This window comes from Pseudomonas turukhanskensis (genome assembly GCF_027922365.1).
GTDB classification, from domain to species: Bacteria; Pseudomonadota; Gammaproteobacteria; order Pseudomonadales; family Pseudomonadaceae; genus Aquipseudomonas; species Aquipseudomonas turukhanskensis.
The window spans coordinates 16,011-42,039 of record NZ_BSFN01000028.1 but is presented as its reverse complement, the minus strand read 5'-3'; the positions used below and the strand labels follow the sequence as shown (position 1 = coordinate 42,039).

Here is a 26,029-nt window from a genome sequence, read left to right as displayed (position 1 = left end):
TTTCAAACTCAACCGCTTGCGCTTCAGATCAACTTCAGTCTCTCATCAGCGGGAGGCGAATTCTACAGCGTTTAAAACCGCTGTCAACACCCTCTTTACACCGCTTTCGATCAACTTAACCGACTGACCAACAAGACCAAAACTCAACCTTGTCAGCCCGGCGCATTCTACGCAGATCGCTCTGCTTTGCAACCCCTTATTTTCAGCTAACTCATTGATTAACTTGAAGTTTTCGGAGCCTTCCGCGCCGGAAGTGGTGCGCATTATAAGCACCCATGAAATGCCGTCAAGGCTTTATTGCGACAAGTTTTGCGATTTATCCCGAAGACCACGAATCATGCAGCTTAGATGCACCATTACTACGGGAATACGCAGCATCATAAGAAACGAGGCCACAGCCGCATAAATTAGCCATTCCTCTATGTCCGCCCGGACAACCCACAGCATGTGCATCAGCACCAACGCCAATACGCCATAGACCAGACGATGCAGCAGTTTCCAGCGCCGACCCAGTCGGCGAATGCTCCAGCGATTAGAGGTAACAGCCAGAGCAAGCAAACCGACAAACGCCAAGGCACCGACAAATACATAGGGCCGCTTACGCAGATCGATCAGAAACTGGGCTGCATCCATACCCAGCACGAACACGGCATATGCCGATATGTGCAGCACCGCATAAGTAAAACACCAGAGCCCCAACTGTCGGCGAATAGCCAGCCAACCGCCCCAGCCGCTCAACCGATGAAACGGCGTCATCGCCAGCGTAAGCAGGAGCACTGCCAAAGCTGCCAGCCCCATTCGGTCGACCAGAACCTTGCCCGGATCAGGCCCCAGCGCGAACGACCAAGCCTGGTAGAGCCAGAACACGGGAAGCACGGGCCCCGCACAGAAAACAGAAAACCGCCAAAGCCGATAGCGCATCAATAGTTCGTCCGCAGATCCAGGTCGCTATAAAGCGTGGCAACCTCGTCGTAGCCATTGAACAAACGCGTAGGCATTACGTTGGGACTGAACAAGCTACTCGGTAACCGACGCTCGTGAGCCTGTGTCCAGCGCGGGTGATCCACTGCAGGATTGACGTTCGCGTAAAACCCATACTCATCTGGCGCCAGCTCCTGCCACGTGTTTTTTGGCTGCTCGGCCGTCAGCGTGATGCGTACGATCGACTTGATGCTCTTGAACCCATACTTCCACGGCACCACCAAACGCAACGGCGCGCCGTTTTGCCCTGGTAGCACACGCCCGTACATACCCACAGCGAGAATCGTCAGCGGGTGCATAGCCTCATCCATCCGCAGCCCCTCTATATATGGCCAATCAATCAAGGAGAAACTCGAGCTCTGCCCTTTCATCTGCTCATGGTCTACCAACGTTTCAAAGCGTACATATCTGGCGTTCGCCGTTGGCTCAAAACGCTTGAGCACATCACCAAGCGAAAAACCCAACCAGGGAATGACCATTGACCAGGCCTCTACACAGCGCAAACGATAAATCCGCTCCTCAAGCTGCTGCTCCTTGAAAAGGTCTTCAATGGCATAACGCCCCGGCTTACCCACCTCGCCATCCACCATGACCGTCCACGGCTCTGCTTTGAACGAGCCAGCCAGACGGGCCGGATCTCCCTTGTCAGGGCCGAATTCATAGAAGTTGTTGTAATGGGTCGCGTCTTTGTAAGGCGTGATGCTTTCGTTGCCCGCCGTAACCGCCTGCCAACGGGCGGATTTAAGCTTGTCTGCAAACCAGGCCGGAGCCTGGGCTGGCTCAACATCGGCATAAGGCGAAACATCAGCCGACGAAACACGCGGCAAGGCTAGAGCAGCAGCCACACCACCTGCGGCAGCGAAGAACGATCGGCGAGAGAGATAAATCGATTCGGGGGTGACGTCGGATTCACGCGACGCGGAAGCAGGAGGGATTTTGATCAGCATAAGAACTCCGCGGCTATCAGTGACTGATGCGCCAATAGACCGCAGAGCCTGGGGTAAATTACATCACTCAGCAGTTTTACGACGACGCAGGCGCAGCAGATATTGCACTGGCCCGGACGCAGCATAGGCGAGGAAGATCAACAGCAAAATACGTGGCGGATCGCTGAACACCACAGCGAACACCAACACCACAGCAAGAATCGCCACGAATGGCACACGCCCCTTCAGGTCCAGATCCTTGAAGCTGTAGTACTTGATGTTGCTGACCATCAACATCCCCGCAGCCGCCACCATCAAGGCAACGACGAACGACATCTTCGAACCTTGAATACCGAAGTCGCTGAAGGCCCATACAGTGCCGGCAACCACGCCTGCCGCCGCCGGGCTGGCCAGGCCGATAAAGTAGCGCTTATCGACAGTGCCAATCTGAGTGTTGAAGCGCGCCAACCGCAGCGCAGCGCCCGCCACATAGATGAAGGCAACCATCCAGCCGACCTTACCCATACTCCCCAGCGCCCACTCGAACGCAAGGATCGCCGGCGCCACGCCGAAAGCCACCATGTCAGACAGCGAGTCGTACTCGGCGCCGAAGGCACTCTGCGTGTTGGTCAAGCGAGCAACACGACCATCCAGGCTATCGAGCACCATGGCGACGAACACCGTAGCGGCCGCGACATAGAAGTTGCCGTTGATGGCATTGATGATGGCGTAGAAACCGGCAAACAGGTTGGCGGTAGTGAACAGGTTGGGGAGAAGGTATATGCCACGATGCCGGACTTTACGTCCCTCGGCGTCGTGACCTTCTTCAACATGCTCATCAATTGGCAGCAGGCTTTCTGCATCGGGGCCGCTAGCCGGCTCCTCGGGACGTTCGCTCATGAACAACACCTTGCAACGGTTTGGAAAGTTTTCGACCAATCGGCTGACTCAGGGTTCAGCCAGCCGTGGTCCTGACGCTTTATACCAGAAGCCTTAGCCTAGAACGAAAAAACGCGGCCGTAGCCGCGTTCTTTCCAGATATCGACAGCCTTAGTTCTTGGCTTTGTCGACGATCTTGTTGGCCGCGATCCAAGGCATCATGGAGCGCAGTTGCTCACCAATGATCTCGATGCCGTGGGCAGCGTTATTACGACGCTTGGCGGTCATGGATGGGTAGTTGGTGGCGCCTTCGCTGATGAACATCTTGGCGTACTCACCGTCCTGGATGCGCTTCAGAGCGTTGCGCATGGCCTGACGGGATTCAGCGTTGATAACCTCAGGGCCAGTTACGTACTCGCCGTATTCGGCGTTGTTGGAGATCGAGTAGTTCATGTTGGCGATACCGCCTTCGTACATGAGGTCAACGATCAGCTTCAGTTCGTGCAGGCACTCAAAGTAAGCCATTTCCGGCGCGTAGCCCGCTTCAACCAACGTTTCGAAGCCAGCTTTAACCAGCTCAACGGTACCGCCACACAGAACGGCTTGTTCGCCGAACAGGTCGGTTTCGGTTTCATCTTTGAAGGTGGTTTCGATGATACCGGTACGGCCACCGCCAACGCCCGAAGCGTAGGAAAGCGCAACATTTTTAGCGTTACCCGAAGCGTCCTGATAAACAGCGATCAGGTCCGGAATACCGCCGCCTTTTACGAATTCGGTACGCACGGTGTGGCCCGGCGCTTTCGGCGCGATCATGATCACGTCGAGGTCAGCGCGCGGCACAACCTGGTTGTAGTGAATCGCGAACCCGTGGGAGAAGGCCAGGGTGGCGCCCTTCTTGATGTTCGGCTCGATTTCGTTCTTGTAGAGCTGGCCTTGGAACTCGTCCGGGGTGAGGATCATCACCAGGTCAGCAGCGGCAACAGCAGATGCCACGTCAGCCACTTTCAGGCCGTGGGCTTCAGCTTTGGCAACAGTGGCGGAGCCTTTGCGCAGGCCAACGGTCACGTCAACGCCGGAGTCTTTCAGGTTGCACGCTTGAGCGTGGCCTTGGGAGCCGTAACCGATGATGGCTACTTTTTTGCCCTGGATGATCGAAAGGTCGCAATCTTTATCGTAAAAAACTTTCATGAATTTCCCCTGATTTCTGAGACCCGCTGGGGTCTCGCGCTAAATGAGTTAGATGCTAAGCACTTTGTCGCCACGGGCGATGCCAGTGACGCCACTGCGGACAGTTTCCAGAATCGAACTAGTGCCTACGGCCTGGATAAAACTGTCCAGCTTGTCGCTGGTTCCCGCGAGCTGGATGGTGTAGACGCTGCTGGTCACATCCACGATCTGGCCACGAAAGATATCGGTGGTGCGCTTGATCTCGGCACGCTGGGCGCCGGTCGCTTTGACTTTTACCAACATGAGCTCTCGCTCGATATGGGCGCTTTCCGAAAGATTTACCAGCTTGACCACTTCGATCAGCTTGTTGAGGTTTTTGGTGATCTGTTCGATCACCTCATCGTGACCAACGGTGGTCAAGGTCAGACGCGACAGAGTCGGGTCTTCGGTTGGCGCCACGGTCAGGCTTTCGATGTTGTAGTTACGCTGGGAGAACAGCCCCACTACGCGGGACAGCGCACCCGGTTCGTTTTCCAGAAGCAGAGAGATGATATGTCGCATGATTATGTCCGCTCCGTCTTGCTCAGCCACATGTCACGCATGGAGCCATCTCTGATCTGCATCGGGTAAACGTGCTCGCTGGTATCAACCTGGATATCGAGGAACACCAGGCGATCTTTCATGGCAAACGCTTCAGCCATCTTCGGCTTCAGGTCTTTCAGATCGGTGATTTTCATACCCACGTGACCATAGGCTTCGACCAACTTCACGAAGTCTGGCAACGACTCCATGTAGGAGTGCGAATGGCGGCCGCTGTAGCTCATGTCCTGCCACTGGCGAACCATGCCCAACACGCCATTGTTCAGGTTGACGATCTTCACCGGCAAACCGTACTGCAGGCAGGTCGACAGTTCCTGAATGTTCATCTGGATACTGCCTTCACCGGTCACGCACGCAACATCGTCATCCGGGAAGCTCAGTTTGACGCCCATAGCCGCAGGAAAACCGAAGCCCATGGTGCCCAGACCGCCGGAGTTGATCCAACGGTTCGGCTTGTTGAAGCGGTAGTACTGCGCAGCGAACATTTGATGCTGGCCCACATCCGAAGTCACAAAGGCATCGCCATTGGTGACTTCGCTTAGGGTTTCGATCACGGTTTGCGGCTTGATGATGCTGCCGTCGCCCTTTTCGTAGGGGAACAACGCACCATTGGCACGCCATTCATCCACCTGTTTCCACCAGCTGGCGACCGCCTCTTTATTCGGGGTCTCGCCAATTTCTTTCAGGATGGCGACCATCTCGGTCAGCACGCTATCCACAGGCCCCACGATAGGCACGTCGGCCTTGATGGTTTTGGAGATCGAAGCCGGGTCGATGTCGATATGGATGATCTTGGCGTTCGGGCAGAACTTCGGAGCACCGTTGATAACACGGTCATCGAAACGCGCACCGACAGCAAGAATAACGTCGGCATGGTGCATCGCCAGGTTGGCGGTGTAGCTGCCGTGCATACCCAGCATACCGACGAACTGGCGATCGGTACCGGGGAAACCACCCAGGCCCATCAGCGTGTTGGTCACTGGCAGATTGAGCATTTTCGCCAGCTCAGTGAGCGGCTCGGAGGCATTGCCCATGATCACGCCACCACCGGAGTACAGAACCGGGCGTTTGGCGGCCAGCAGCATTTCGGCGGCTTTGCGGATCTGCCCGGAGTGCCCACGAACGGCTGGGCTGTAAGAGCGCAGCTTGGCTTTTTTCGGGTAGACGTATTCGAATTTCTCGGCCGGGTTGGTCATGTCTTTCGGGATATCGACCACAACCGGGCCTGGACGGCCGGATTGAGCGATGTAGAAAGCCTTCTTCATGACCTCCGGTATTTCCGAGGCGTGCTTGATCATGAAGCTGTGCTTCACGATTGGGCGGGAGATACCGATCATGTCGGTTTCCTGGAACGCATCGGTGCCAACCATGTTGCTCGGTACCTGGCCGGACAGGATCACCATCGGAATGGAGTCCATGTAGGCAGTAGCGATACCGGTGATGGCGTTGGTCGCGCCCGGGCCGGAAGTTACCAGTACCACACCGGCTTTACCGGTGGCACGGGCATAGCCGTCAGCCATATGGGTCGCAGCCTGCTCGTGGCGAACAAGGATGTGGCTCACCTCCGGTTCTTTGAACAGGGCATCGTAAATATGCAGGAGGGCACCGCCTGGGTACCCGTAGATATGCTTAACGCCTTCGTCACGCAAAAAGCGGACGACCATTTCAGCGCCAGATAAAAGCTCCACGTTATTCACCTCTAAAACGCTTAGAGAACCGCTCACAAACGAACGGGTCCGAATAGGTTTACCGCCAAGCAGAGCATGAGCGACGGTGGTCGCCGACTACGCCAGCTACTACTTGAGCAAGTATTGGGAAGGCCCCTGAGTGTTTCGGGGTTTTCCCACCCAGCGCGAGGTAACGCGTTGCGGGTGTAACAGGTCGGCACGGGTATGCGCCTCATGTCTGCTGAGCTAAAGCCTGCTTGCGGCCGACTCCACTACAGCGAACGTCGAATTGTTCGGATTCAGCGCAGCCAAGTCAAGTCATCCGTTGTGCTTTCTTCGAATTAGAGCTGTGACACGGTACAGGGTGACGAGTGGCCGGTTTTGGTTATAGTTAGCACCATGTTCCGCCGTTAATCAGAAGGACACCTCATGCGACGCATGATCATCACCGGCAGCCTGCTGCTTGCCTTGAGCGCCACGGCATCGGCTAGCCAGGTTTACAAATGGGTCGATGCGCAGGGCAACACCCACTTTGGCAATCAGCCGCCGCAGGGCCAGGACGCCACTCAGGTCAACACCGGCGTCGCTCAGCCCAAGCCTGCGACACCTGCACCGGCGCCGCTGCCACTACCCGGCACAGCAGCCGACGATCCGGCACAAAAAGCCATTGATGAGAAGGTGAAGCAGGAAGTCGCGCAAAAAGAGGTGGAGCGAGCAAAGTACTGTGAGGCCGTGCGCACTCACCTTGCGCAGCTGCAGAACAATCCACGATTGATGATTGAAGTGGACGGCGAAAAGCGTCGTTTCACCGAAGACGAACGTCAGGCCAAAATCGCTGAAGACCAGAAATCAATCGCCGACACCTGCGCCGACTGATCCCTGCCGGGTAAGGCAACTTCAGCTATGACGTTGCCTTACCGATCAAAGCATCAAACTCCCCCAGCAACACCAGCAGCCCGAACGCCTTGCCGAGGTTGGCGCTGTAGACCATTTCTGCCATCGGCCGGATACCCGACACCGACGGCAATGGTTGCCCGCTCTCGATGATGACTTTCATGCGCGGCACAAAAATCCACTGCAACCACTCTTCAAACGACAGGCTGTCCACACAGAACGGCTCGACGCTGGCCAGCGCCTCGGCCGATGGTGGCGTGGCCGACCACCAACCTTGCGCACGCAATTCGCGCTCGATCAGCAGCAAGTGATCTGCCAGCTCGGGCAAACGACGATCCATCAGAGGTTTACCTGAGCCTTCTGACGGGCCTGAGCGGCGCCGGATGCATTGCCCTGTTTCTCACGAGCCTGGGCAATCAGGCCCCACAAGCTCGCTTGCAGCGTCGGACGACCGCTGGCGTAGGTCAGCCCACGCTGAGCCACCTGCTCAGCCTGCGCGGCGTCACCCTGGGCCAGACGTACCTGAGCCAGGCGATACAGCACTTGCGGCTCACTTGGGGCGATACGTTGCGCACGCTCAAGGCTGGACGATGCACCATTGAGGTCTCCGTTGCTTTGCTGCTGTTGTGCCGTGGTCAACAGGGCCAGAACCGGTCCATCCAACTGCTCATCAGCAGCCAGACCGCCAGTTGAAGGAATACCGCTAGGCGCTACCGGCGCTGGCACGCTGTAGCTTGCACCGGCCCCCGGCGTAATCGGTCCGGTAGTGATCGGCCCCGGCGTGATACCGCCTGTGGAAATGGGCGCACTGCTTATCGAACCGCCTGCAGGATAGGTCTGAATAGGCGCTGCCACCTTGCCCTGCCCTGGCACCATTACCACTACACCGGAGTCCTGCGGTACGGCCTGGGTTTGCGCCTGTGCCGGCGCCTGGGCATAACCGCCAGTCGTGGCCCGGCCATTGGCCGGCGGGCGGTCATTGGACAGCGGCGCGCCGGAGTCGACCACTGGAATGGAACCGCGTTGAACACTGGCGCAACCGGACAGCACGCTGGTGGCCACAACTGCACAAATCAACCACTTGTTCACTGAGCACCTCATCACTTAATTCATCCAACCGCGCACCCAGTCCATCACTTCGGTCGCAGGCGTTTGCCCACCACAGGCGGTACCGGCTGGCGGCTCGCTGCCGCGAATATACGGCATCTGTACCGCGTTCGGGCAGTTGGCATCGGAGCCCTGGCCGTTGTTGGCGTCTACCCATACTTGCACCACGTTATCGGGCAGCGGCATGTTCAACGGCAACGGATCGGCCTGCTTCATAAAGCCGGTCCACACCTGCAATGCACCGGTAGCACCGGTAAACGGCGTGCCGCCGTTGTCATCGCGACCCATCCACACCACAGCCAGCAAGTCCTGGCTGAAGCCTGCAAACCAACTGTCGCGCGAGTCGTTACTGGTCCCGGTCTTGCCGGCCAGGTTTAGCGAAGACGGCAACTGGCTGTAAACCGAGCGCCCGGTGCCTTCGCGCATCACGCGTTGCATGGCGTTCTGCACCAGGTAGATGGCGCCTGGGTCGAAACGCTGCTGAATCTGGAACGGATAACGCTTGAGAGGTTCCCCTTCGGCTGTCAAGACACTACGAATACCGCGCAGCGGGGTATTGAAGCCGCCGTTGGCGATGGTTTGGTACATGCCTGCCACTTCAATCGGCGCCAGGGCGCCGGCACCCAGCAGCATGGATGGGAACGCCGGCCACTCGCGCGACACCCCCAGACGCTCAAGGGTTTTCAACACGTTGGGCACGCCCAATTCCAACCCCAGTTTGGCGGTCGACAGGTTGTAGGAGTGCGCCAGCCCCTGATACAGGTAGATGGTGCCATGGGCTTTGCGGTCGTAGTTCTGCGGCGTCCACACCTGGCCGTCCTTGCCCTTGACCGAGAACGGCTCATCTTCCAGCCAACTGGTCAGGGTGTACTGACTCGGGCGCTCCAGTGCCGTGAGGTAAACCGCAGGTTTTACCAACGAGCCGATCGGGCGCACCGCATCCAGCGCCCGGTTAAAGCCAGCAAAGCGCGGTTGCCGGCTGCCGAGCATGGCCTGGATCTCACCGCTTTCCGGATTGGTCACTACCATCGCCGCTTCTACTTCATCGGCGCCTTTGCGGCCTTTGAAGCCCTTCAACGTGCTGTGCAGGGCGTTTTCCGCTTTCTGCTGCAGAATCGGATCGAAGCTGGTGAAAATGCGCAGACCTTCTTCGGTCAAGTCTTCGTCGCGGTAGTCCTGACGCAGCTGACGCTTAACCAGATCGAGGAAAGCCGGGTAGGAACTGTCAGCCATGCTGCCGCGTTTGGTCACGCCCAGCGGCATTTTCTTCGCAGCTTCCGCTTGTTCCGCCGTCACCACGTTCTGTGCGGCCAGCAGGTCGATGACCAGATTACGGCGTTCAAGCGCGCGGTCCGGATTGCGACGCGGATTGTAGAAGGTCGGGCCTTTGACCATACCGACCAGCAGCGCCACCTGGTGCAGCTTCAGTTCCGCCAGTGGCTGGCTGAAAAAGTACTGACTGGCCAGACCGAAACCGTGCACCGCCCGTTGACCGTCCTGCCCCAGGAACACCTCATTGAGGTATGCCTCGAGAATTTCCTGTTTGCTGTAATGCAGCTCCAGCAGCACCGCCATCATGGCTTCAGTGGCTTTGCGGGTAAGGCTGCGCTCGCTGGTCAGAAAGAAGTTCTTCACCAACTGCTGAGTCAGCGTACTGCCACCCTGACGCATCTGGCCGGCGCTGGCGTTAACCCAGAACGCGCGGGCGATGGACTTGGGCGACACACCGAAGTGATGGAAAAACTCACGGTCTTCGACCGCCACCAAGGTTTCCACCAGATACGGCGGCACCTGGTCGAGTTTGATCAGGATGCGGTCTTCGTTATGTGCTGGGTACAGCCCACCAATCAACAGCGGCTCAAGTCGCGCCACCGCCAGGTCCTGGCCGCTGGCCTGAGTAAGCCCTGCCACATAGTCACCGGAGAATTTCACCCGAATACGCTGGGCAGGTTCAGCGCCTTCATAAAACTGAAAGCCGCGGGTATTGAGGTCGATATTGTTGCCCGCCACCACGGCCGCGCCGGGACCGGTCACGGTAGTCTCACGCCGATAGCCCAGGGCATCGAGTTCGGTCAGGAAGTCGGCCTTGGCCAGTTTCTGGCCCACGAACAACTCCAACGGCCGGGCATACACCTTGGCGGGTATGGTCCAGCGCTTGCCGGAGAATTTCTCCTGCACCACGGCGTCGAGGTACACGGCAAAACCGGCCACAACCACAACGCCGACAATGCTGAGTTTGAGTAGCCAACCCAACCAGGGGCGCATGCCACCGGAACGGGATTTAGGGCGCGAACGAGAGGGGCGAGAAGATCGGGTACGTGTCATGGCGGCGCATTATACGCACTTTGCCAGGGCCAGACAGACGCCTCCCAGCGGTTTGCACACTCGCTCACAGCGGCCATAATGGCCGCCTGAATTCAGCCCGTTATTCAAGGAAAGACCGTGAGCCAAACCCTGATCGCTGCTTTGCAGAACCCGGCCCTTTACCCCCATCCGGTAGAAGGTTTCCAGGTCATTGAAACGCACATCTCCTGGGTGGTGTTGACCGGTCCCTTCGCCTACAAAATCAAGAAACCGGTGAACTTCGGTTTTCTGGACTTCACCAACCTCAGCGACCGTCAGCACTTCTGCAAAGAAGAACTGCGCCTGAACCAGCGCCTTACCGAAGGCCTGTACCTGGACGTACTGCCCATTACCGGCAGCGCCGAGTCACCGCAGCTCAATGGCGACGGCCCGGCGATTGAATACGTGCTGAAAATGCGCCAGTTCCCACAAAGCCAGTTGCTGGGCGAAGTGCAAAGCCGTGGCGAGTTGACCACCGACCACATCGACGCCCTTGCCAGCCAGATCGCGCAATTCCACCTCAACGCACCACGCGTGCCGCAAGAGCACCCACTGGGCAGCGCGGCGGCAATCATGGCGCCGGTCACCCAGAACTTCGAACAGATCCGCCCGATGCTTTCCGACAAGGCGGACCTGGCGCAGCTCGATGCCCTGCAGGACTGGGCCGAAGCCAGCTTCGAGCGGCTGCAACCGCTGTTCGAGCGACGCAAAGCCGAAGGCTTTATTCGCGAGTGCCACGGGGATATCCACCTGGGCAACGCCACCTTGCTGGACAACAAAGTGGTGCTGTTTGACTGCATCGAGTTCAACGAACCCTTCCGTTTCACCGACGTGACCGCCGATGCCGCGTTCCTGGCCATGGACCTTGAGGACCGTGGACTGAAACCGCTGTCACGCCGTTTTGTCAGCGCATGGCTTGAGCAAACCGGCGATTACGACGCGCTGCAGATCCTCAATTTCTACAAAGCCTATCGGGCAATGGTGCGCGGCAAGGTCGGCCTGTTCCGCCTCGGTCAGGAAGAAAGCGCCGTGCAACGCGCGGTGATTCTGCGCCAATACCGCAGCTATGCCGCACTGGCTGAAAGCTACAGCGCCATTCCGTCGCGCTTGCTGGCCATTACCCACGGCGTGTCTGCAGTGGGCAAAAGCCACGTAGCCATGCGTTTGGTCGAAGCCCTCGGCGCCATACGCCTGCGCTCGGACGTCGAGCGCAAACGCCTGTTCGGCGAACAGAATGCTGCCGATAAGGGCCAATTGACGGCCGGCATTTACAGCGCAGACGCCAGCGTCGCCACCTACCAGCGCCTGCACCAGTTGGCCGACGCGGCACTGCGCGCAGGCTTCCCAGTGGTAATCGACGCGACCTACCTCAAACGTACCCAGCGTGAAGCTGCATGGGACGTTGCCCTGGAAACCGGCGCACCCTTTCTGATTCTGGACTGTCAGGCCCCGGAAACCGTTATCGCCAGTTGGCTGGCGCAACGCCAGGCCGCCGCTCAGGACCCTTCCGATGCCACCCTGGACGTGGTCCGCGCGCAGCAAGCCAGCCGTGAGCCACTGGATGCCGAGGAACTGGCACACACCAAGCGCGTGGACACCCACGAGAGCGCCAGCCTCGACTCGCTGATCGAGCGCATTCGCCAGCGTCTGCCGGGCCTCTAAGCCCACCGGTGTTTCCCAGCTCCGCCGACAGGCAGAGCTGGGCACGGCTTCTATACTGCCGATGAACCCCTCATCGGATAAGCACCATGAACAAGCCGCGTCAACTGGATTCCCCCCTATACGCCCTGCTGCATAACGAAGACATCGAGGGCTTCAATGCACAAAAGGCCCAGGGCGGCGATATCGACTTCACCGACGGCGACTTCCGCGGCCTGGACCTGCGGCTGCTGGAAGCCGAAGGGATCAACTTCACCAATGGCTATTTTCGCGGCGCCGATCTGCGCGGCGTCGACTTGCGCACCACCCGCATGGACGGCGCCAGCATTGCCCACGCGCAGATATCCGGCGCCTATTTTCCGATCGAGTTGAGTGCTGATGAAATCGTGATGTCACTCACCTACGGCACGCGCATGCGCTATCGGCCACAAGGCAAGTGACACCAGAGATGTCAAACCGCCACGTTTTATTCCCCGACCGCTACACTTTCTGGCAAGGCCCCGCCGCACCGACCGCAGCGGGTTACGCACGGCAGCCAAGGAGGCGCGATGAACGACGAACTGCAACACCTGAAAAACCTCGGTAAAACCTCATCGCAATGGCTGCATGCCGTCGGCATCCATAGCGCAACTGACTTGCGACGCCTGGGCGCAGTGGGCGCATATCGCGCCGTGCAGGCCCGTGGTTTCAGAGCCTCCAAGGTTTTACTCTACGCAATCGAAGGGGCATTGCTGGATGTGCATTGGAATGAGTTGCCTCCTGCCCATAAAGCAGAGTTGAATGGCCAACTCGACGCTATGCAGCCCAACAACAAGAGCTAGCTCACATCCTCTACGCTCGATGATTTACGCCGGGGCGGGCGCGCACTATTGTTTCAGGGACGTTCGTGCGTTCTCGTAAGCCCAGCCAGTTCAAGGAATTACTGTATGTACCTACTCGGGGAGCAACCGGCTTACGCCGACCAGCTGATCAACCGACTGCAAGGCATCCCCACGCAACTGCTGGAAGGGCTTGCGCCTTCGGGTGCCACCGTGCGCCTGGAGCGTACCGACGACCTCGCGCAGGAACTGCCGGGCAATCAGCTGTTCATCATCGAAAACGGCTTGCTGCATTCGCTGGTCGATGAGCGTCCGCTGTTCTACCTGCAGGAAGGCGACCTGTTCGGCCTGCGCCAGGGCATTGAATTCCCCACCTGCCGCTACACCAGCGAAGAGCCGCTGAGCCTGGTGCCGTACACGCGCACTGAAGTGTTCAAACACATCTACGCCAGCGAAGTGCGCCTGGAGCTGTTCGTTCAGTACCTCATTGGCCATACCGCGCTGCTGTCCGATGCGCTTGCGCGTCTGAAACAGCCGGAGATTCGCCCCGCCACCGGTTTCCAGCACTTCGCTGCCGGCGAGGAGCTGATTCACCAGGGCGACGAAGCCGACCACGTCTTCATCATCATCGAAGGGCATGCCGAGGCTTATGTCGACGGGCACAAAGTAGGCGATGTGCAGAAAGATGAAATCTTCGGCGCCATGGCTGTTTTCACCCGCGAGAAACGCAGTGCCACCGTTCTGGCCAGTGAGCCGTGCACGGTAATGGTGATTCCCAAAGAGCAGTTCCTGAGCCTGACACAAAGCAATCCGCGCATCGCCCACAGCCTTATCGAGAGCATGGCGCGCCGCATCGACCTGCTGAACAAGGAAGTCACTCAGCTGCGTCTGCCGCCAGCTGAATAAGATGCAGGCCTTGTAAAACCCGGCCTCGCGCCGGGTTTTGCGTTTCTGGAGCAGGCTCTTTCGCCCCCGGGAAAAAAGATGAAGATGGGGTGTTGACTTAGAAATGAGAATTGTTATTATTATCGCAACTGGTCGCGAGATCAGTCGATATTCTGAGAGACCTTCAGTCGGACTTTTCAGATTATCTCCTCATCAGGCTAATCACGGTTTTTGACCCGGCTCTTTGCCGGGTCTTTTTTTGCCTGCGAAAAAGTGGCTGCCGCAGGCAACAAAAAACCCGCCGAAGCGGGTTTCGTGAAACAGCGAGCGCAACTACTTACGCAGCTGCGCGCAATGATCCTTCTCCGGTAATGCAGGTGTGAACCACACGTAGTCGGCCGTCTCAGCCGGCACTGCTTTACCCACTTCCGCCAACACGACACTGATACTCCCCTGCCCCGCCCCCAGATCGGCCAGGTGCAGCGGCACGCCCAAATCGCGGCGCACATGGAATGCACCGGCAAACAACAGCGCCGGTTGCGGGGCGGCCAACAGACGCTGCGCCATGCGCCGATCACGCTGCTGCTGTACCGCCAGCATCGACGGCAACTGCTCCTCTGGCAGCAGGCCGCAATGGGAATCGCGAATATCGTCCAGCAGCGGCGCCTGCACGCGCTTCGCCGTGGAAGCCGAGCCCTCCAGTACCGGGCGCGTCTTGTAGATGTTCATGATTTCGCTGCGATCCAGGTTGGCAGCCAGCAGCGGATAGGGCTGAGCCAAGGCGTGGCGAACGATGGGGCCATACATCGACCATTCCCAATTCTTCTGCCATGCCAGCGCTGCCGGCAAATCGACAAGGCTCTGGCCACGCGCCTGATCCACCTTGGCTTGCTGGTCCGGGTTCAGCATTTCCATCAACACACTGCCCTGCGCGCGCTTGTGCTCCAGGGCCTGCAACAGCCACAACTCCAGGGAATGGTGATCCGGGTTGTCATGCTGCTCGCCCACCAGCACGCGCGGCGCCGGCGCCAAGCGGTCGACCAGTTGCTCGGGAGTCAGTTGCTCGCCCGTGCGCAAGTCGCGAATCACACCAAGGTCGGCGTGCTCCCGGCCATTCGGGGCTTGCCAGGTTGGCAAGGGCGGCGGGGCTTGGCAGCCGGCTAAAAAGACACAACACAGCAAAACAAAACGCATGACCGAATCCTTGAAAAGTCGTTAACGGGCAATGATCAACGGATGGCCGCGCTCGGGGTGGTGCTGCACCAGCACCTCCAGATCGAACACCGCCTGCAGCGGCTCGGCCTGCAGAACCTCATAGGGCGTGCCGAGCGCATGGGGGCGACCGCCTTGCAGCAGCAACAGGCGGTCGCAGTAACGCGCCGCCAGGTTCAGGTCATGAAGTATCACCAGTACCGCCACGCCACTGGCGGCGATAGTGCGCGTCGCCTGCAAGGTGGTGTGTTGGTGCAGCGGGTCGAGCATGGACGTGGGCTCGTCAAGCAGCAGCGTCTGCCCCCGCGCGCCGGGCCACAACTGCGCCAGCACCCGCGCCAGATGTACGCGCTGGCGTTCGCCGCCGGACAGCTCCAGGTAGTTGCGCCCCGCCAGGTGCGCGGCGTCTGCCGCCGCCAGCGCTTCGGCGATGATTGCCTGATCGCGCACGCGGCCGGTGGCATGGGGCAAACGGCCCATGCCAACCACGTCTTCCACGCGGAAGGCAAAGTTCAGCGTCGAGGTTTGCGGCAGGATGGCCAGGCGCTGGGCACGCTCGGGCCCCACCCACGCGGATAAAGGTTTGCCCTCGAGCGTCACCTGGCCCTCGCTGGGCTTCAGTTCGCCGCTCAACGCATCAAGCAACGTACTTTTACCGGCGCCATTGGGGCCCAACACACCCAGCACTTCACCGGGCTGCAGAGTCAGGTTGATGCCGCTCAGCACCAATTTGCTGCCACGCTGAACGGCCAGATTTTCTGCACAAAGCATCAGGCGCGCCCTCGCAGCAACAGATAAAGAAAGAACGGCGCACCGATCAGCGCCGTGACAATGCCAATCGGCAACTCGGCCGGCGCCAGCACCATGCGTGCCAGCACATCGGCAAACAACAGCAGGGCCGCCCCGGCGAGCGCCGAGGCCGGAAGCAGTACGCGATGGTCCGGCCCGACCAGCAAGCGCACCAGATGGGGCACCACCAGGCCGATAAACCCGATCATGCCCGCAGCCGCTACGGCAGCGCCCACACCCAGCGCGGTGCAAAACACCAGCTCGCGTTTCACGCGTTCCACCTCAAAGCCCAGGTGCCGCGCTTCGGACTCACCCAACAGCAAGGCATTCAACGCTTTTGCGCGCTTGGGCAACCACAGACCAACGGCCAGGGTGACCACCAGCAACGGCCACAGCCGCGAATAGCTGGCGCCGTTCAGGCTGCCCAGGTTCCAGAAGGTGAGTGTGCGCAGCGTGGCGTCGTCGGCAAGGTAGGTGAACAAGCCAATCACCGCACCGGCCAAAGCCGTCAGGGCGATACCGGCCAGCAGCATGGTCGACACGCTGGTCTGACCATTGCGGCTGCCCAGGCGGTAGACCAACGCCGTCACCACCAGCCCGCCGGCGAAGGCGCAGGCCGACAACAGATACGGCGCAATGGCATCGGGCAGCCCGCCAAGCCAGGCGCCACCGACAATGGCCATGGCCGCACCCAGCGCTGCACCGCTGGAAACCCCGACCAGGCCAGGGTCGGCCAAGGGATTGCGAAACAGGCCCTGCATGGCCACACCCGACAGCGCCAGCACAGCACCGACCGCCAGCCCGAGCAAGGTACGTGGCATGCGGATCTGACCGATGATCAACTCAGCCTGGTCCAGCTCGGCACCGCCCAGCGGCGCGCCGAACACGCGCAGGGTGGCTTTCAGGGTATCGAGCCACGGCAAACTGACCGGCCCGAGCGCCAGCGAAAACAGCAGCGCGAGCGCCAGCAACAGGCCCAGTGCAATAAATAGTGAGCGCGGAAGAACAACTGGATTCATGGTTGCGGCTTAGCGACGGCAGTCAAAGGAGTCGCGGCAGGATAGAAGGCTGCACCCAGCACCGCCAGCGCATCCGGAATGCGCGGGCCGAGGCCGCCCACCAGCAGGGTTGGGTCCAGCGCCAGCAGGCGATCATTTTTTGCGGCACGGGTGGCGGCCAACGCCGGGTTTTGTTTGAGCAGCGCCGCTTTGGCTTCGGGACCGGCAATACTGCGGTCGGCGAAAATGATCACTTGCGGGTCCAGCGCCAGCAGCGCCTCGGTAGACAATGCCTTGTAGCTGGTATGGGTGGTGATGCTACGGCCACCGGCCTGCGCGATCAGCCAGGCACCGATGGTGTCCTGGCCTGCCGCCATCGGGCTGCTGCCGGAATGGGAAAGCAGCAGCAAGACGGTCGGTGCCGGTTTGTCCGCCTGCGCAGTGCTCACCCACTTGGCCTGGGTTTGCAGGCGCGCCTTGTAGTCGGCCAGCGCTTTGGCAGCGCGCGGTTCGTCGCCCAGCAACGCACCAATACGACCGAGATTGTGTTCCAGGGTCGCCAGGTCCGACTTGGTCGGCAACGCCTCGACGCTCACACCAGCGCCCTTGACCTGCGCCAGCACCGGCGGCGGGCCCATCTCTTCACTGCCCAGCAGCAAATCCGGCTTCAGGCTCAAGATGCCTTCAGCGGCCAATTGACGTTGGTAGCCAATGCTCGGCAATTTTTTCAATTCAATCGGGTGCAAGCTGGTGGTATCCACGCCCACCAGTTTGCTTTCACCTCCCAGCGCGACCACCCACTCAGTGATCGAACCGCCGGCACTTACCCAGCGCTGTGGCAAGGCGTCGGCGGCAGTCGCCGCTTGGCTCAGAAGAACAGCGCAGCACAAGCTGGCAATACGGGCAGTCACACGCATGAAAGGCTCCATAAATTCTTGGAAAAACGTAAACAGTAAAAAACCAGCCAGTACCTACATATAAGGCTCTGGCTGGTTGCGATGTAGCTAACTACCGGGGATCACGCTTCCAGAACGGGAGCAGCCTCGGCCAGTGCACGCCACTCGGTCAACTCCGGGACGCCCGGTTTGCGCGCGCCAAACAGTTGCACGATCAGTTCACCGTTGGCATCAAAGGCTTCGAAGCTGGTAATCACACCGTCGCTGCTTGGCTTGCGTACGCGCCACAGCTCAGTGACCGAATGGCTCTTGAGGTGCAGGTTGAACTCGGGGTCCAGCACGTTGAACCAGGTGTCCATCCAGCGCAGGTTTTTCACGGTGCCGCTGTGGATCTGGATGCAGTGGCGGTTGCCCACAAAAACCATCAACGGCACTGCGGTAGCGCCGGCGGCTTCCATCAGTTTCGGCAGTTCGCTGGGTGCCAGCGGCTCGGCCCACTCGCTACCGGCCAGGCGCAGGGCCTGGGTGCGGGTGGTCTCGTGCTTCTTCAGCAAGGCGAAGAAGTGGTGGGTGTCTTTGAGGGTCGACCAGGCAGAGCGCAGCGACTCGACATCGATTTCACTGTCCGGCTTGGCCACGACAGGCGCTGGCAGGGGCTTCAATTCCAGCCGGGATGTCTGCTCTTGCGCGCGAAAACGTTCAACTAGCGGGGCCCAGGCGGCTTCGTTGCTGTCTTCGGTGAGGAAGACTTTGTGCACGGCCACGCCCTGGTAGTCGAACACCTGGATGCTGCGCTGGGTGCCCTTGGCAGTTTCTTCGGCGATGGCGAACACACTGGCCCAGCCACCGAGGAACAGACGCAGGTCGATGTCGGGGGAAACCACCAGCCCCATCTGCCCGTTGGCCATGACGGTGACGTCGCGGTAGTAGCCCTTGCGCTCGTGAACGCAGTCCTCGTTGCGGGTCAGGGCCATGATGTAGCCCAACTCGCCAAGGGCTGGCAGCAAGGTGGCCCACTCGGGGTTCAGGCGCACGGTGTCGACGCCCAGGCGGCTGGCAACCAGCTCGCCTTCGCTCACAGCCAGGTGGGCTGCCGCGTCGCGCGCACGCATTTTCGGCTGTTCGCCGCGCAGGGCCTGCCAGGCCAGGTACAGATCGCTGGCAACGCCGGCGTTAGGGTTTTCAGCCTGAAGATGGCTAGTCATGGACAACTCCTCGATCACAATCAACGGCTCGCCGTCAGGGCGAACTCAATAGGTATTTGCACGCGGCTCGGTACGGCTCGTCCATCTAGGGTCTCGGGGCGGAAATGCCAGTCGGCCACCGCCTCCAGTGCGGCTTCATCCAGGCTTTCAACCCCGGACGAACGCACGATTTGCAATGCGCGCTGCTGGCCGCGCTCATCCAAACGCACCTCCACCAACACCACGCCCTGCTGATTACGGCGCTTGGCCAGATTCGGGTAATGCGGCTGCCGGGGTGGCTGCAGGTAACTCGGTTTGCTGCTGAACACTTCCCTGACCGGCTGCGGTGTTACCGGACCGGCAGAGGTTGCCGCGCTGGGTAACTCCACCTTTGCCAGTTCAGGGCCGGGAGCCGCTTGCGGCTCAACCGCTTTGGGCAGTGCCGCTTTCGGCGGCTGCGGTTTGCGGGGTGCCTCTTTAGGCGGCGTGGCCTTTGCCACCGGCCGCGGATGGACCTTGCGCTCAACGATCAGCGGCTTGACCACCGGCGGCTCGGGAATTACGACGGGCGCCTCCTGCTGTTTTGCCGGCTCAACGGCAACCGGCTGCACCATCGCCACGGTCGCCGGCTCGGCGGCCGGCGGCAGTTGAATCAGCATCGCAGCGGGTTCCTTGGCCAAATTCTGCGCGCGCCCGGCCTCTACGACGGACTCGCGCAGGAAGAAGCTCGCCATCGCATGCAGCGCGAGCGAAACCAGGAAATACATCGAAAAACGCCGCATCGAATGCCAACATCCACCAAATACGAAACCATTTGATAATTTTTTGCATTTGCATGTCAAGATCGCTAACGTTCCGCCCCGATATCAAACCGGTGGCCAAAGTAGCCGCCCGCCGTCAACGATCTAGGAGTAGATCCATGTCCCTTCGTCCGCCCTTCGCCCACAAGCCTTGGCTGGTCCTCCTGTTGCTCTCGCCGTCGCTGGCATTCGCCGCCGATGACGTCCAGAAGAAAGCCACACAATTCGACACAGTTACCGTCACCGCGACCCGTACCGAGCAGAAGCTCGACGAAGTTCCGGCCACTGTTTCGGTTCAGACCGAACGCGATTTCGATCAGAACAACGTCAAAGACATCAAGGATGTGGTGCGTTACGAGCCGGGCGTTTCGGTGAGCGGGACGGGCAGCCGCTTCGGCCTGTCGGGCTTTACCATCCGCGGTCTGGGTGGCAACCGCGTACTCACCCAGGTAGATGGCGTGGCTGTTCCCGATGCCTTCGCTTTCGGCCCCTTTATGGAGGCCCGTCGCGACTACATCGACCCGGACACCATGAAGCAGGTAGAAATCATTCGCGGCCCAGCCTCGTCGCTGTACGGCAGCGATGCTATCGGTGGTGCGGTCAGCTTCCTGACCAAAGATGCCGCCGACTACCTGGAAGAAGGTGACGACGCCTATGCCCGTTTGAAAACCGGCTACGACGGTTCCGACGACAGTTGGATGCGCAGCGCCACCCTGGCCGGCCGCGCTGGCAGTGTCGATGGCGTGGTGCATATCGGTCGTCGCGACGGCCAGGCTGTAGATACCTTTAGCGGCCGGGGCGGCATTGGCGCTCAGCGCGGGGCAGCCAACCCGCAGGACTACAACGCTGAAAACCTGTTGGTCAAAGGCGGTTGGAACTACTACGGTAACGACCGCCTGCAACTGACCTACGAGCGCTACGCCGTCGACGCCGACACCACACTGCTCAGTGACTACGCCAACACCGGCAGCGTGCGCAAATCGAGCGCCATCGACAGCACCGATCGCGAGCGCTACAGCCTGCAACACACCTTCGAGCTCAACAGCCTGCTGGTGGACAAGGTCGACTGGCACCTGGACTACCAGGACAGCGAGACCCGTCAACGCACCGAGCAAGAACGCTTTGTGGCTAACGCCTTCCGTGATCGCTACCGCGATTCCAGCTACGAAGAAAAACTCTGGGTGCTCAACGCCAAGTTCGACAAAGCCTTCGCCACCGGCCCGGTCAACCATCAGTTGATCTACGGCTTCGACGTCAAGCGCCTGGAAAACAGCGACCTGCGTCGCGGCGGCGAAATCGTTCGCGCCACCGGTGCCGTGGTGCCTGTGGCACCGGGCGGTGACGCGTTCCCGATCAGCGACTTCCCGGACCCGACCACCAAGGAATATGCGCTGTTTGCCCAGAACGAAATGACCATCGGCCGCTGGACCATTCTGCCGGGCCTGCGCTACGACCGCTTCGAGATGAAGCCGCACGTAACCGAGGAGTACATGAACGGCGGCGCGTCCGACGCCAACCCGGACGACACCAAAGACGAGCATGTCTCGCCAAAACTGGGCGTGACTTACCAACTGAACGAACAGCACAGCGTCTACGGCCAATACGCCGCCGGCTTCCGCGCGCCACAAGCGGTAGAAATGTTCGGGGAGTTCGAGAACCCGATTTTCGGCTACCGCACCCTGGCCAACACCAGCCTGAAAGCGGAAACCAGCGACAGCTACGAAGTGGGCCTGCGCGGCAAGTACAGTGTCGGCAGCTTTGGCGCGGCCGTGTTCTACAACCGCTACAAGGACTTCATTGAGCAGGACGCCTTCGCCTCGCCAACAGGCAGTGGATTCGCCTCGGACTTCCAATACGTCAACAAAGACCGCGTCACCATCCGCGGCGCCGAAGCCAAGGGTGAGCTGTTTCTCGACCAGTTGGGCTTGCTGCCAAGCGGTTGGAAAGCAATCGGTTCCGTGGCCTATGCCCGTGGCAATGATGAGGGCACTGGCGAGCCAATCAACAGCGTTGACCCACTCAAAGGTGTGTTTGGTCTGGGTTATGCCGAGCCAAGCGGCAAGTTTGGCGGCGCGCTGAACTGGACCCTGGTGGCGGCCAAGGACCGTGTTGATAAAAGCACCACGACCGACCAGTACGAGACCGCCGGTTACGGCCTGCTGGACCTGAACGGCTGGTGGCAAGTTACCGACGAGTTCTCGGTTAACGCAGGCCTGTACAACCTGGGCGACAAACAATACTGGCAGTGGGGCGACGTGCAAGGCCTGTCCTCGCAGAGCGTCAGCCTGGACCGCTACTCCCAGCCTGGCCGCCACGCAGCCGTCAACTTCATCTGGGAAATCTAAAGCCTGACCTGGGAAATCTGACTATCGCCCACCCCGGGTGCGCGGGATAATCCCCGCTCACCTGGAGGCGACTATGCAGTTTCTCTGCGCCCCGGACTCTTTGGCCGAAGGTCAAAGCCGGGGCTTTTTATTGGGCGGGATAAATCTATTGGCCGTGCGTAAAAACGGCCAGGTGCACGCGTACCTCAACCGCTGCCCGCACAAGGGCGTGCCGCTGGAATGGCAGGCGGACGAATTTCTCGATAGCAGCAAAACCCTGATTCAGTGCGCCCGGCATGGGGCGTTGTTTCTGATCGAGTCCGGCGAATGCGTGACCGGGCCGTGTGAGGGCGATTCCCTCAGCGCCCTGTCCTGCCACGAAGATGCCACCGGCATCTGGATCACCTTGCCCCGCTAAGCCCTTACAGCTGCACAGCCAGACGCTGGGTCAGACGGATCTCAGTGGGCGTCAGCACCGCGCCGTAAGCCAGCACTTCCACACCCGCCAATGTGGCCTCACGTAGCGCCGCCGCATAGGCCGCGTCGATTTCCTCCGCCGGGCGAACCGCCTCGATACCGGACAGGTTTACGCAGTAAAGCTGTACCGCGCGAATGCCCTGACGTGCCAGGCTGGCCAGCTCGCGCAGGTGCTTGGCGCCGCGCTGGGTCTTGGCGTCGGGAAAGGCCGCCACTTTCGTGCCGTCAAAGCCCAGGGTGACGCTCTTCACTTCGACATAGGCCGGACCGCCGGGATATTCCAGGCGAAAATCGATGCGGCTGTTTTCTTCGCCGTAGGGCACTTCGCGCTTGAGCGTGGTGAAGCCGGCCAGCTCGCTGATCACCCCTTCGCGCAAGGCTTCTTCCACCAACGGATTGGCCCGCGCGGTATTTACGCAGGCCCAGCGCCCTTGCGGCGTTTCGGCCAGTTCCCAGGTGCCGGGCAGCTTGCGCTTGGGGTCGTTGGAGCGGCTGAACCACACCGCCCCGCCCTCCACCATGCAATTGAACATGGAGCCGGTGTTGGGGCAGTGGATGGTCAGCAGTTCGCCGCTACAGGACTCGATATCGGCGAGAAAGCGTTTGTAGCGGCGGATCAGGCGGCCTTGCTCAAGCGGTGGGTCGAACTGCATCAGGGCCGCCAGGTCTTCAGGCCACGGGCAATGCGTTCCACCGCTTCCTGCAGGCGCGGCAGACTTTGCGTGTAGGCAAAGCGCACATGATGGCCGGCCTGGTAACGACCGAAATCCAGGCCCGGCGTAAAGGCCACATGCTCGGTTTCCAGGAAGTGCTGGCAGAAAGCAAAGGCGTCGCCACCAAAGGCGCTGATGTCTGCATATAAATAGAAGGCGCCTTCGGGCTCCACGGCGATACCGAACCCCAGCTCGCGCAAGGCCGGAAGCAGGAAATCGCGACGCAGGCCAAATTCGCCACGGCGCTCTTCCAGAATGGCCAGCGTAGCCGGCTCGAAGCAGGCCAGCGCGGCGTGCTGGGCCATGCTCGGTGCGCTGATATACAGGTTCTGCGCCAGCTTCTCCAACTCGCCCACCGCCGGTTGCGGCGCCACCAGCCAGCCCAGGCGCCAGCCGGTCATGCCGAAGTATTTGGAAAAACTGTTGAGCACAAAGGCGTCATCGTCCACTTCCAGCACGCTGGCGGCGTCGGAGCCATAAGTAAGACCGTGGTAGATCTCGTCCACCACCAAATGACCGCCATGGGCTTTCAGCGCCCGGGACAGACCGCCAAGTTCGTCACGCGACAACAGCGTGCCGGTCGGGTTGGCCGGCGAAGCCACCAGCGCGCCGACGCTATCGCGGTCCCAATGGCGGTCCACCAATTCCGGGGTGAGCTGGTAACGCACGTCCGGGCCGACCGGCACCAGCTGCGCGGCGCCTTCTACTAAACGTAGGAAGTGCCGGTTGCAGGGGTAGCCGGGGTCTGCCAGCAGCCAATGTTTGCCGGGGTCTACCAACAGCGCGGTGGCCAGCAGCAAGGCGCCCGAACCGCCAGGGGTAATCAGGATACGTTCGGGGTCTATGCTCAAGCGGTAACGTTGGGCGTAAAAACTGGAAATCGCCTCACGCAGGGCCGGCAAGCCACGGGCAGCGGTATAGCGCGTGTGGCCTTCGGCTAGGGCGGCCTGGCCGGCTTTGATGACGGGCTCGGCGGTGGAAAAGTCCGGCTCGCCGATTTCCAGGTGAATCACATCATGGCCGTCGGCCTGCAACTGATTGGCCCGGGCCAGCAGCGCCATCACGTGAAAAGGCTCGATAGCGCGGCTGCGAGCACTGTAGGGCGAAGTCATCGGCCTTCCTTTATATAAGTTCAGGCGGCGATTCTACCCAACCAGTTGGCGAAACAGCAGCACGATGACAACCGGGAGTGGCATACCCGAAGGCGATCTGGTAAGTTCGCCCGCTTGCAGCCGCAGGGCCGGCATAAATGACGGCAATGGACAGTAATCCTGCGCAGTGGATTAGAGAGTTTTCAAGAGGCGGTCATCCATGCCCACCAAAGCAAAAGCAAAGAACGACCCACTCAACCGTAGCTTCGAACCCTATAAAGAAACAAAGGGCGAGGAATACATGAGTGAGCCAATGCGTGCACACTTCACCAATATCCTTGGCAAGTGGAAGCTTGAGCTGATGCAGGAAGTCGATCGGACTGTGCATCACATGCAGGACGAAGCGGCCAACTTCCCAGACCCAGCCGACCGTGCCAGCCAGGAAGAAGAATTCAGCCTGGAACTGCGCGCCCGTGATCGTGAACGCAAGCTGATCAAGAAAATTGACCAGACCCTGCAACTGATCGAAGACAACGACTACGGCTGGTGCGATTCCTGCGGCGTAGAAATCGGCATCCGCCGTCTCGAAGCCCGCCCTACCGCCACCCTTTGCATCGATTGCAAAACCCTGGCGGAAATCAAAGAAAAGCAGATCGGTTCCTGATCTGAGAACGGGGCGCTTAGGCGCCCCGCTTCATTTCTGCCATGCCTATTCTTCGCGTATGACCTCTCCAGCCTACATCGGGCGCTTTGCCCCGACCCCCAGCGGCTACCTGCACTTCGGTTCTCTGGTGGCGGCACTTGCCTCCTACCTCGACGCCAAAGCCTGCGGCGGTACCTGGCTGCTGCGCATGGAAGATATCGACCCACCGCGTGAAGTCCCCGGCGCGCAAACCGCCATTTTGCAGACCCTGGAAAGCTACGGCTTTGAATGGGACGGCGAACTGGTGCGCCAAAGCGACCGCCACAACGCCTACGAAAGCCTGGTGCAGCGCCTGTTTCAGCAAGGCCTGGCGTACGCCTGCACGTGTTCGCGCAAACAGCTCGAAGCCTACCAGGGCGTGTACCCCGGTTTATGCCGCAATGCCGGCCATGACCCGCAAGGCGCCGCCATTCGCCTGCGGGTGCCGGAGCTGGAATACCACTTTACCGACCGTGTGCAAGGCGACTACCGCCAGCACCTGGGCCGTGATGTGGGCGACTTTGTGATTCGCCGCCGCGACGGGTTGTATGCCTATCAATTGGCGGTAGTGCTGGATGACGCCTGGCAAGGTATTACCGATATCGTGCGCGGTGCTGACTTGCTCGACTCCACGCCGCGCCAGCTCTACCTGCAAGAGCTGCTCGGCCTGCCGCAACCGCGTTACCTGCATGTGCCGCTGATTATCCAGCCCGATGGGCACAAGCTAGGCAAGTCGTACCGCTCGCCGCCACTGGAGTCACATGAAGCGGCGCAGTTGTTGTTACGCGCCTTGCGGGCGCTGGGGCAAACAGTGGTGCCCGAGTTGGAAGCAGGGACGCCGAGCGAGATTCTGGCGTGGGGGGCTCGGCATTGGGATGCAACGCGGATTCCGCAGACGCTGACGTTGGCTGAATCGCAGCTGCGTTAATCAACACTT

27 protein-coding genes are annotated in these 26,029 nt (G+C 60.2%); 9 read left to right on the top strand and 18 right to left on the bottom strand.

Annotated features, from left to right (window positions below; all coding sequences use genetic code 11):
• Positions 1 to 45 precede the first annotated feature (45 nt).
• The 7 genes from PKE98_RS24985 to PKE98_RS24955 form a co-directional block, all read right to left on the bottom strand.
• Positions 46 to 264: a hypothetical protein gene (locus tag PKE98_RS24985; RefSeq protein WP_271198165.1), complete on the bottom strand. Its 219-nt coding sequence runs from the start codon at positions 262 to 264 to the stop codon at positions 46 to 48.
• Between the two features lie 30 nt (positions 265 to 294).
• The gene (gene msrQ, locus PKE98_RS24980) at positions 295 to 921 is read right to left on the bottom strand and encodes a protein-methionine-sulfoxide reductase heme-binding subunit MsrQ (protein WP_271198164.1); all 627 of its coding nucleotides are present in this window, start codon (positions 919 to 921) and stop codon (positions 295 to 297) included.
• Positions 921 to 1,928 carry a protein-methionine-sulfoxide reductase catalytic subunit MsrP gene (gene msrP / locus PKE98_RS24975; protein WP_271198163.1) on the bottom strand — a complete coding sequence of 336 codons (1,008 nt, stop codon included), beginning with the start codon at positions 1,926 to 1,928 and terminating at the stop codon, positions 921 to 923. The genes msrQ and msrP overlap by 1 nt, the downstream gene beginning before the upstream one ends.
• Positions 1,929 to 1,991: 63 nt before the next feature.
• Complete coding sequence (pssA, locus tag PKE98_RS24970) at positions 1,992 to 2,807, bottom strand: CDP-diacylglycerol--serine O-phosphatidyltransferase (RefSeq protein ID WP_271198162.1); 816 nt, start codon at positions 2,805 to 2,807, stop codon at positions 1,992 to 1,994.
• A gap of 150 nt (positions 2,808 to 2,957) precedes the next feature.
• Positions 2,958 to 3,974 carry a ketol-acid reductoisomerase gene (gene ilvC / locus PKE98_RS24965; protein WP_271198161.1) on the bottom strand — a complete coding sequence of 339 codons (1,017 nt, stop codon included), beginning with the start codon at positions 3,972 to 3,974 and terminating at the stop codon, positions 2,958 to 2,960.
• A gap of 48 nt (positions 3,975 to 4,022) precedes the next feature.
• Positions 4,023 to 4,514 carry an acetolactate synthase small subunit gene (ilvN, locus tag PKE98_RS24960; RefSeq protein WP_108099957.1) on the bottom strand — a complete coding sequence of 164 codons (492 nt, stop codon included), beginning with the start codon at positions 4,512 to 4,514 and terminating at the stop codon, positions 4,023 to 4,025.
• A 2-nt stretch (positions 4,515 to 4,516) separates the two neighbouring features.
• Positions 4,517 to 6,241, bottom strand: a complete 1,725-nt coding sequence (locus tag PKE98_RS24955; protein WP_271198159.1) for an acetolactate synthase 3 large subunit — start codon at positions 6,239 to 6,241, stop codon at positions 4,517 to 4,519.
• Between the two features lie 408 nt (positions 6,242 to 6,649).
• On the opposite strand from PKE98_RS24955, the gene PKE98_RS24950 reads away from it, so the two are divergent.
• Positions 6,650 to 7,096, top strand: a complete 447-nt coding sequence (locus PKE98_RS24950) for a DUF4124 domain-containing protein (protein WP_271198158.1) — start codon at positions 6,650 to 6,652, stop codon at positions 7,094 to 7,096.
• A 25-nt stretch (positions 7,097 to 7,121) separates the two neighbouring features.
• Here the strand turns inward: PKE98_RS24950 and PKE98_RS24945 are convergent, their stop codons facing one another.
• Genes PKE98_RS24945 through mrcB form a run of 3 tightly spaced genes read right to left on the bottom strand, consistent with a single transcriptional unit; the run spans position 7,122 to position 10,546 of the window.
• Positions 7,122 to 7,454, bottom strand: coding sequence for a YqcC family protein (locus PKE98_RS24945; RefSeq protein ID WP_271198157.1), 333 nt, complete (start codon positions 7,452 to 7,454; stop codon positions 7,122 to 7,124).
• Complete coding sequence (locus tag PKE98_RS24940) at positions 7,454 to 8,203, bottom strand: tetratricopeptide repeat protein (protein ID WP_271198155.1); 750 nt, start codon at positions 8,201 to 8,203, stop codon at positions 7,454 to 7,456. Before PKE98_RS24940 ends, PKE98_RS24945 begins: the two co-directional genes overlap by 1 nt.
• Positions 8,204 to 8,218: 15 nt before the next feature.
• Positions 8,219 to 10,546, bottom strand: a complete 2,328-nt coding sequence (gene mrcB / locus PKE98_RS24935; RefSeq protein WP_271198154.1) for a penicillin-binding protein 1B — start codon at positions 10,544 to 10,546, stop codon at positions 8,219 to 8,221.
• Positions 10,547 to 10,663: 117 nt separating this feature from the next.
• On the opposite strand from mrcB, the gene PKE98_RS24930 reads away from it, so the two are divergent.
• The 4 genes from PKE98_RS24930 to PKE98_RS24915 all read left to right on the top strand — a co-directional run bounded on the left by PKE98_RS24930 (position 10,664) and on the right by PKE98_RS24915 (position 13,947).
• A complete protein-coding gene (locus tag PKE98_RS24930; RefSeq protein WP_271198153.1) occupies positions 10,664 to 12,226 on the top strand; it encodes a bifunctional aminoglycoside phosphotransferase/ATP-binding protein in 1,563 nt (520 codons plus the stop codon).
• 86 nt (positions 12,227 to 12,312) lie between these two features.
• Positions 12,313 to 12,663, top strand: coding sequence for a pentapeptide repeat-containing protein (locus PKE98_RS24925; RefSeq protein ID WP_271198152.1), 351 nt, complete (start codon positions 12,313 to 12,315; stop codon positions 12,661 to 12,663).
• A 108-nt stretch (positions 12,664 to 12,771) separates the two neighbouring features.
• Positions 12,772 to 13,044, top strand: a complete 273-nt coding sequence (locus tag PKE98_RS24920) for a TfoX/Sxy family protein (RefSeq protein WP_271198151.1) — start codon at positions 12,772 to 12,774, stop codon at positions 13,042 to 13,044.
• Positions 13,045 to 13,149: 105 nt separating this feature from the next.
• Positions 13,150 to 13,947, top strand: a complete 798-nt coding sequence (locus tag PKE98_RS24915; protein WP_271198150.1) for a Crp/Fnr family transcriptional regulator — start codon at positions 13,150 to 13,152, stop codon at positions 13,945 to 13,947.
• 312 nt (positions 13,948 to 14,259) lie between these two features.
• On the opposite strand, the gene PKE98_RS24910 is transcribed toward PKE98_RS24915, so the two are convergent.
• The 6 genes from PKE98_RS24910 to PKE98_RS24885 all read right to left on the bottom strand — a co-directional run bounded on the left by PKE98_RS24910 (position 14,260) and on the right by PKE98_RS24885 (position 19,772).
• Positions 14,260 to 15,120 (bottom strand): ChaN family lipoprotein, encoded by an 861-nt coding sequence (locus PKE98_RS24910; protein ID WP_271198149.1) that lies wholly within the window; start codon positions 15,118 to 15,120, stop codon positions 14,260 to 14,262.
• A gap of 21 nt (positions 15,121 to 15,141) precedes the next feature.
• On the bottom strand, positions 15,142 to 15,909 hold the full coding sequence (locus tag PKE98_RS24905; protein ID WP_271198148.1) for a heme ABC transporter ATP-binding protein: 768 nt from the start codon (positions 15,907 to 15,909) through the stop codon (positions 15,142 to 15,144).
• Entirely contained in the window at positions 15,909 to 16,946 is a 1,038-nt protein-coding gene (locus tag PKE98_RS24900) for a FecCD family ABC transporter permease (RefSeq protein WP_271198147.1), read from the bottom strand. Before PKE98_RS24900 ends, PKE98_RS24905 begins: the two co-directional genes overlap by 1 nt.
• Positions 16,943 to 17,842, bottom strand: a complete 900-nt coding sequence (locus tag PKE98_RS24895; RefSeq protein WP_271198146.1) for a heme/hemin ABC transporter substrate-binding protein — start codon at positions 17,840 to 17,842, stop codon at positions 16,943 to 16,945. The genes PKE98_RS24900 and PKE98_RS24895 overlap by 4 nt, the downstream gene beginning before the upstream one ends.
• Positions 17,843 to 17,943: 101 nt before the next feature.
• Complete coding sequence (locus PKE98_RS24890; RefSeq protein WP_271198145.1) at positions 17,944 to 19,026, bottom strand: hemin-degrading factor; 1,083 nt, start codon at positions 19,024 to 19,026, stop codon at positions 17,944 to 17,946.
• Between the two features lie 20 nt (positions 19,027 to 19,046).
• Entirely contained in the window at positions 19,047 to 19,772 is a 726-nt protein-coding gene (locus tag PKE98_RS24885) for an energy transducer TonB (RefSeq protein ID WP_271198143.1), read from the bottom strand.
• A 152-nt stretch (positions 19,773 to 19,924) separates the two neighbouring features.
• Between PKE98_RS24885 and PKE98_RS24880 the strand changes: the two genes are divergently transcribed.
• Positions 19,925 to 22,150 (top strand): TonB-dependent hemoglobin/transferrin/lactoferrin family receptor, encoded by a 2,226-nt coding sequence (locus PKE98_RS24880; RefSeq protein WP_271198142.1) that lies wholly within the window; start codon positions 19,925 to 19,927, stop codon positions 22,148 to 22,150.
• A gap of 73 nt (positions 22,151 to 22,223) precedes the next feature.
• A complete protein-coding gene (locus PKE98_RS24875; RefSeq protein ID WP_271198141.1) occupies positions 22,224 to 22,547 on the top strand; it encodes a Rieske (2Fe-2S) protein in 324 nt (107 codons plus the stop codon).
• 4 nt (positions 22,548 to 22,551) lie between these two features.
• Here the strand turns inward: PKE98_RS24875 and sfsA are convergent, their stop codons facing one another.
• The gene (gene sfsA, locus PKE98_RS24870) at positions 22,552 to 23,259 is read right to left on the bottom strand and encodes a DNA/RNA nuclease SfsA (RefSeq protein WP_271198140.1); all 708 of its coding nucleotides are present in this window, start codon (positions 23,257 to 23,259) and stop codon (positions 22,552 to 22,554) included.
• Positions 23,259 to 24,431, bottom strand: a complete 1,173-nt coding sequence (locus PKE98_RS24865; RefSeq protein ID WP_271198139.1) for a pyridoxal phosphate-dependent aminotransferase — start codon at positions 24,429 to 24,431, stop codon at positions 23,259 to 23,261. Before PKE98_RS24865 ends, sfsA begins: the two co-directional genes overlap by 1 nt.
• Positions 24,432 to 24,630: 199 nt before the next feature.
• Here PKE98_RS24865 and dksA point away from each other — a divergent pair, with 199 nt between their 5' ends.
• A complete protein-coding gene (gene dksA / locus PKE98_RS24860; protein ID WP_271198138.1) occupies positions 24,631 to 25,074 on the top strand; it encodes an RNA polymerase-binding protein DksA in 444 nt (147 codons plus the stop codon).
• Between the two features lie 58 nt (positions 25,075 to 25,132).
• Positions 25,133 to 26,020 carry a tRNA glutamyl-Q(34) synthetase GluQRS gene (gene gluQRS, locus PKE98_RS24855; RefSeq protein WP_271198137.1) on the top strand — a complete coding sequence of 296 codons (888 nt, stop codon included), beginning with the start codon at positions 25,133 to 25,135 and terminating at the stop codon, positions 26,018 to 26,020.
• Positions 26,021 to 26,029 lie beyond the last annotated feature (9 nt).